At 41.7% G+C, this 4,159-nt stretch carries 4 protein-coding genes and 1 tRNA gene; 3 read left to right on the top strand and 2 right to left on the bottom strand.

What is annotated here, in order from left to right; translation table 11 throughout:
• The first annotated feature begins 175 nt into the window (after nt 1–175).
• Together E1160_RS02840 and lepA are read left to right on the top strand one after the other, a co-directional pair.
• Nucleotides 176–880, top strand: a complete 705-nt coding sequence (locus E1160_RS02840; protein WP_155153482.1) for a pyrimidine 5'-nucleotidase — start codon at nt 176–178, stop codon at nt 878–880.
• Nucleotides 881–1,011: 131 nt separating this feature from the next.
• The gene (lepA, locus tag E1160_RS02835; protein WP_155153481.1) at nt 1,012–2,814 is read left to right on the top strand and encodes a translation elongation factor 4; all 1,803 of its coding nucleotides are present in this window, start codon (nt 1,012–1,014) and stop codon (nt 2,812–2,814) included.
• A gap of 9 nt (nt 2,815–2,823) precedes the next feature.
• Here the strand turns inward: lepA and E1160_RS02830 are convergent, their stop codons facing one another.
• The gene (locus tag E1160_RS02830) at nt 2,824–3,393 is read right to left on the bottom strand and encodes a hypothetical protein (RefSeq protein WP_155153480.1); all 570 of its coding nucleotides are present in this window, start codon (nt 3,391–3,393) and stop codon (nt 2,824–2,826) included.
• Between the two features lie 4 nt (nt 3,394–3,397).
• Nucleotides 3,398–3,817, bottom strand: coding sequence for a hypothetical protein (locus E1160_RS02825; RefSeq protein ID WP_155153479.1), 420 nt, complete (start codon nt 3,815–3,817; stop codon nt 3,398–3,400).
• Nucleotides 3,818–4,025: 208 nt separating this feature from the next.
• On the opposite strand from E1160_RS02825, the gene E1160_RS02820 reads away from it, so the two are divergent.
• A tRNA-Ser gene (locus E1160_RS02820) sits at nt 4,026–4,113 on the top strand.
• Nucleotides 4,114–4,159: the final 46 nt, after the last annotated feature.

Below are 4,159 nucleotides of genomic sequence, written 5' to 3'. Positions count from 1 at the left end.
ACAACTGTTAAACAGAATATCTCTTCTTTTCTTATTTGCAAATCTCTTTCCTGATCCTAATCGTATAAATTTAAAATTTAGTTACAATATGATCTTTCTCTTGCTGTTCGGGATTGAAAAAGGCAAAACAAATAAAGAGATTAAAATGTTCTGGATTTAAGATAAGGATAGGCTGATGAAAGAAATCACACATGACAAAGAAAGCTGGTTGGCATTATTAGCGTCTGAAACTTGGATTTTTGACTTGGATAACACGCTTTATCCTGAAAAATGTAATCTATTTGCCCAGATTGATAAGAAAATGGGGCATTTCATCAGTCAAACTTTGGATTTAGAACATGATGAAGCCAAAGCCGTTCAAAAAAAGTACTTCTTGGAACATGGCACAACATTAAATGGTTTGATGAGCAACCATGGTGTCGAACCAAAGGATTTCTTGGATTTTGTTCATGATATTGATTATTCACCCGTATTGCGTGATGAAACAATCGATAAAGCACTGGCTGAGTTACCGGGACGAAAATTAATTTTTACCAATGGTACGGTAAAACATGCGGAAGCAACCTTAGCACAATTGGGAATTGCCCATCATTTCGATGATATTTTCGATATCATAGCATCTGATTATATACCAAAGCCGAATGCCGCGCCTTATGACAAAATGATTAAACAGTTTGATATTGATCCTACCAAAGCTGTGATGGTGGAAGATATGGCAAAAAATCTAAAATACCCGGCAGAAGTGGGTATGCGTACCGTTTGGGTGAAAACCACAGCTGATTGGTCTTCTATGGGATCGGAAGGTGGGCATATTCATCATATGACCAATGACTTATCCGGTTGGATGCATCGCTTGGTTAATCATGAATATGATCTTTAATCTATGTCTCAGTAATTGGATAAAAGAATAGATTGAAAAAGCGGGTGTTTCGGCCTATTGTCGCGCCCGCAAAGCAGCATTATAGCTGCTATAGCAGATTTTTAATTTCTTTTAAGTTTTGAGTTCGCCTGATGACGGATCTAAGTAAAATTCGCAACTTCTCCATCGTTGCCCATATTGACCATGGTAAATCCACGCTTGCGGATCGTTTGATCCAGTTTTGTGGCGGGTTGACCGAACGTGAAATGACGGAGCAAGTTCTCGACAATATGGAGATCGAGAAAGAGCGTGGCATCACCATTAAGGCGCAAACCGTTCGTTTGGAATATAAAGCCAAAGATGGTGAAACTTATATCCTGAACTTGATGGATACACCAGGTCATGTGGATTTCGCCTATGAAGTTTCCCGTTCCTTGGCGGCCTGTGAAGGCGCTTTGCTTGTGGTGGATGCATCCCAAGGTGTAGAAGCACAAACCTTGGCCAATGTATATTTAGCAATGGATGGTGATCTTGATCTCGTTCCGGTATTGAACAAGATTGATCTCCCTGCTGCGGACCCAGACCGTATTCGTCAACAAATTGAAGACGTGATTGGTATCGAAGCTGATGGTGCGTTGGAAGTTTCTGCGAAATCCGGCATTGGTATCGAAGAAACATTGGATGCAATTGTTGAACAACTGCCGTCGCCAGATGGGGAACGTGACAGTGAATTGAAGGCAATGCTGGTGGATAGTTGGTATGACCAATATCTTGGTGTTGTGATTTTGGTTCGTGTTGTAGATGGTGTTTTACAAAAAGGCCAAAAAATCCGGATGATGTCCACAGGGGCAACACATGAGATTGACCGTGTTGGTATTTTTACGCCAAAACATGAAACCGTAAAAGAGCTTGGCCCGGGTGAAATGGGCTTTATTACTGCCTCCATTAAATCTGTCTCTGATTGTCAGGTGGGTGATACAATCACACTAGATCGCAAGCCTGCAACGGAAGCCTTGCCGGGCTTTAAACCGTCTGTGCCAGTGGTATTCTGTGGCCTTTTCCCTGTGGATGCGTCTGATTTTGAAACATTGCGCGAAAGCCTTGGCAAGCTTGCCTTGAATGATGCCAGCTTCCATTTTGAAATGGAAAGCTCTGCCGCGCTGGGTTTTGGTTTCCGTTGCGGTTTCTTAGGTCTTCTTCATCTTGAAATTATCCAAGAACGCCTGAACCGTGAATTTGATCTGGATTTGATTTCAACAGCGCCATCTGTGGTTTATAAAATTCATATGAATGACGGCAGTTTGTTGGAACTGCATAACCCAGCTGATTATCCGGATGTTGTGAAAATTGACTCTATCGAAGAGCCGTGGATTAAAGCAACAATTATGGTGCCTGATGAATATCTGGGCCCAGTTCTTACACTTTGCACAGAACGTCGTGGCGAGCAATTAGACCTTACTTATGTGGGTGGTCGTGCGATGGTGGTTTATAAATTACCATTGAACGAAGTTGTCTTTGATTTTTATGATCGTTTAAAATCTATTACCAGTGGTTATGCATCTTTTGATTATGAGATGGTTGGATATGAATCTGGTGATTTGGTTAAGGTTCAAATCATGATTAACGGCGATCCGGTTGACGCTTTGTCTATGCTGGTTCATCGATCCCAAGCAGAATTCCGTGGACGTGCCATTTGTGCACGTTTGAAAGATTTGGTGCCACGTCAATTGTTTAAAGTAGCTATTCAGGCGGCGATTGGTGGTAAGATCATCGCACGTGAGACATTATCTGCAATGCGTAAAGATGTGACAGCGAAATGTTATGGTGGTGACGTATCGCGTAAACGTAAACTTCTTGAGAAACAAAAAGAAGGTAAGAAACGCATGCGTCAATTCGGCAAAGTGGATATTCCACAATCCGCTTTCCTTGAAGCTTTAAAAATGGGTGATAACTAATTCAGGGAATTACCCATTCCCCTGTTTGTCTGATGCAGTCGTTGCCGGTGCACTGAGATATTCGTCCCGACTTAGTTTATGCACGTAACATGCAGTCATAAACATAGTCGGGTCCTCAAAAGCTTCACTGCGATGGGATTTGTTCATCGGGAAATCCATATAAGCAACTTTTCGATGAGTTTGTCCTATCCAGTCCAAACTGCCGATGGCATACCCCAGTTTTTTATTGTCTCGAACTGCTTCCAAATATGGTTTGTCAAGCTCGTAATAAAATCCACCTTCTTCACCAGGATAACTTTTCTTACCTGTTAGATCTTCATTGATAATATTGGCAATTTCACTGCCAAAAATACGATAGGTGATTGCAAAGGGCTCCCATTGGGTTTCTGAAATGATGAGCATGCCATGCCATCCAACAAAGTCAGTGAAGTCAAAATCCTTCCAACAGGGAAAAAGACCGTTTTCATCGCGCTTCTCTGCCCATAATTGATAGATGCTTTCAAATTCCGGCGGTGGATTTTTTGTATCTGGATCAATCAGGTAATAAGTTGATAATGGATCACTTAAAATTTTTTCCATTAATCTAATGGATGCCTTTATGTTTGTTCCGATGATGCAGGCTGCGCGGTTTTTTAAACAGGCCAATCATCATACCACCAATAAGCAGGAGGGTGATAAAGACACGCATAATTGCATCCCATGCAGGTAACGTTAAAATAGAGTTTTGGAAGAAAGTCCAAAACCAGCTTGCATGAAGGTAGCGTTCAACAATGACCTGTGCATATTGCAGGCTTGGTTGATGCATTTGATACCAAATCTGACCGGCAGCTTTATTGATATCTTCGCCACTTAACCAGACATAGAGCCCAATCCCAAGCAGAATAAGTGCAGATAAGATGCATAATTTCCCAAACCAGCGAAAAAGCATGGTTTTTGTCTCCCCAGACATATCTAATGTAATATGACTCAAACCAAGGCAAAATATAGAGTTTTTACTCTTCATAAAAACCCTAAAGTCATGTAATTCTATCCTTTTATCAGATTCTCTTATTTTATGGGGTAAAAAAAATGAAGTTTTTTTTAAAAATCTGCATTTTTCTTGAAAACAGCCCTTGCAAGACAGGGGGGATTTGGTTAGTTTCCGCTCGCTTCACATTGTTGGGGCCGCAGGTTGATACGCAATCCCATGCATTCCCTGTGATACAGATATAGGAGCGATGGCCGAGCGGCTTAAGGCGCACGCCTGGAAAGCGTGTTGGGGGCAACCCCTCGGGGGTTCGAATCCCCCTCGCTCCGCCAGAATCTAGTCCGATACAATCCCAAAAAATCCAAAAAAATTATATAA

Origin of the sequence: Curvivirga aplysinae, from assembly GCF_009711445.1 — a bacterium.
GTDB lineage: Bacteria > Pseudomonadota > Alphaproteobacteria > UBA8366 > Aestuariispiraceae > Curvivirga > Curvivirga aplysinae.
Note: the sequence above shows the minus strand (reverse complement) of the source record. Positions and strands in the feature narration are given on the sequence as shown.

What these genes read in the sequence shown, in the direction of transcription:
- E1160_RS02840 (WP_155153482.1), top strand. Translation starts at nt 176, where the DNA reads ATGAAAGAAATCACACATGACAAAGAAAGCTGGTTGGCATTATTAGCG.
- lepA (WP_155153481.1), top strand. Translation starts at nt 1,012, where the DNA reads ATGACGGATCTAAGTAAAATTCGCAACTTCTCCATCGTTGCCCATATT.
- E1160_RS02830 (WP_155153480.1), bottom strand. Translation starts at nt 3,393, where the DNA reads ATGGAAAAAATTTTAAGTGATCCATTATCAACTTATTACCTGATTGAT.
- E1160_RS02825 (WP_155153479.1), bottom strand. Translation starts at nt 3,817, where the DNA reads ATGAAGAGTAAAAACTCTATATTTTGCCTTGGTTTGAGTCATATTACA.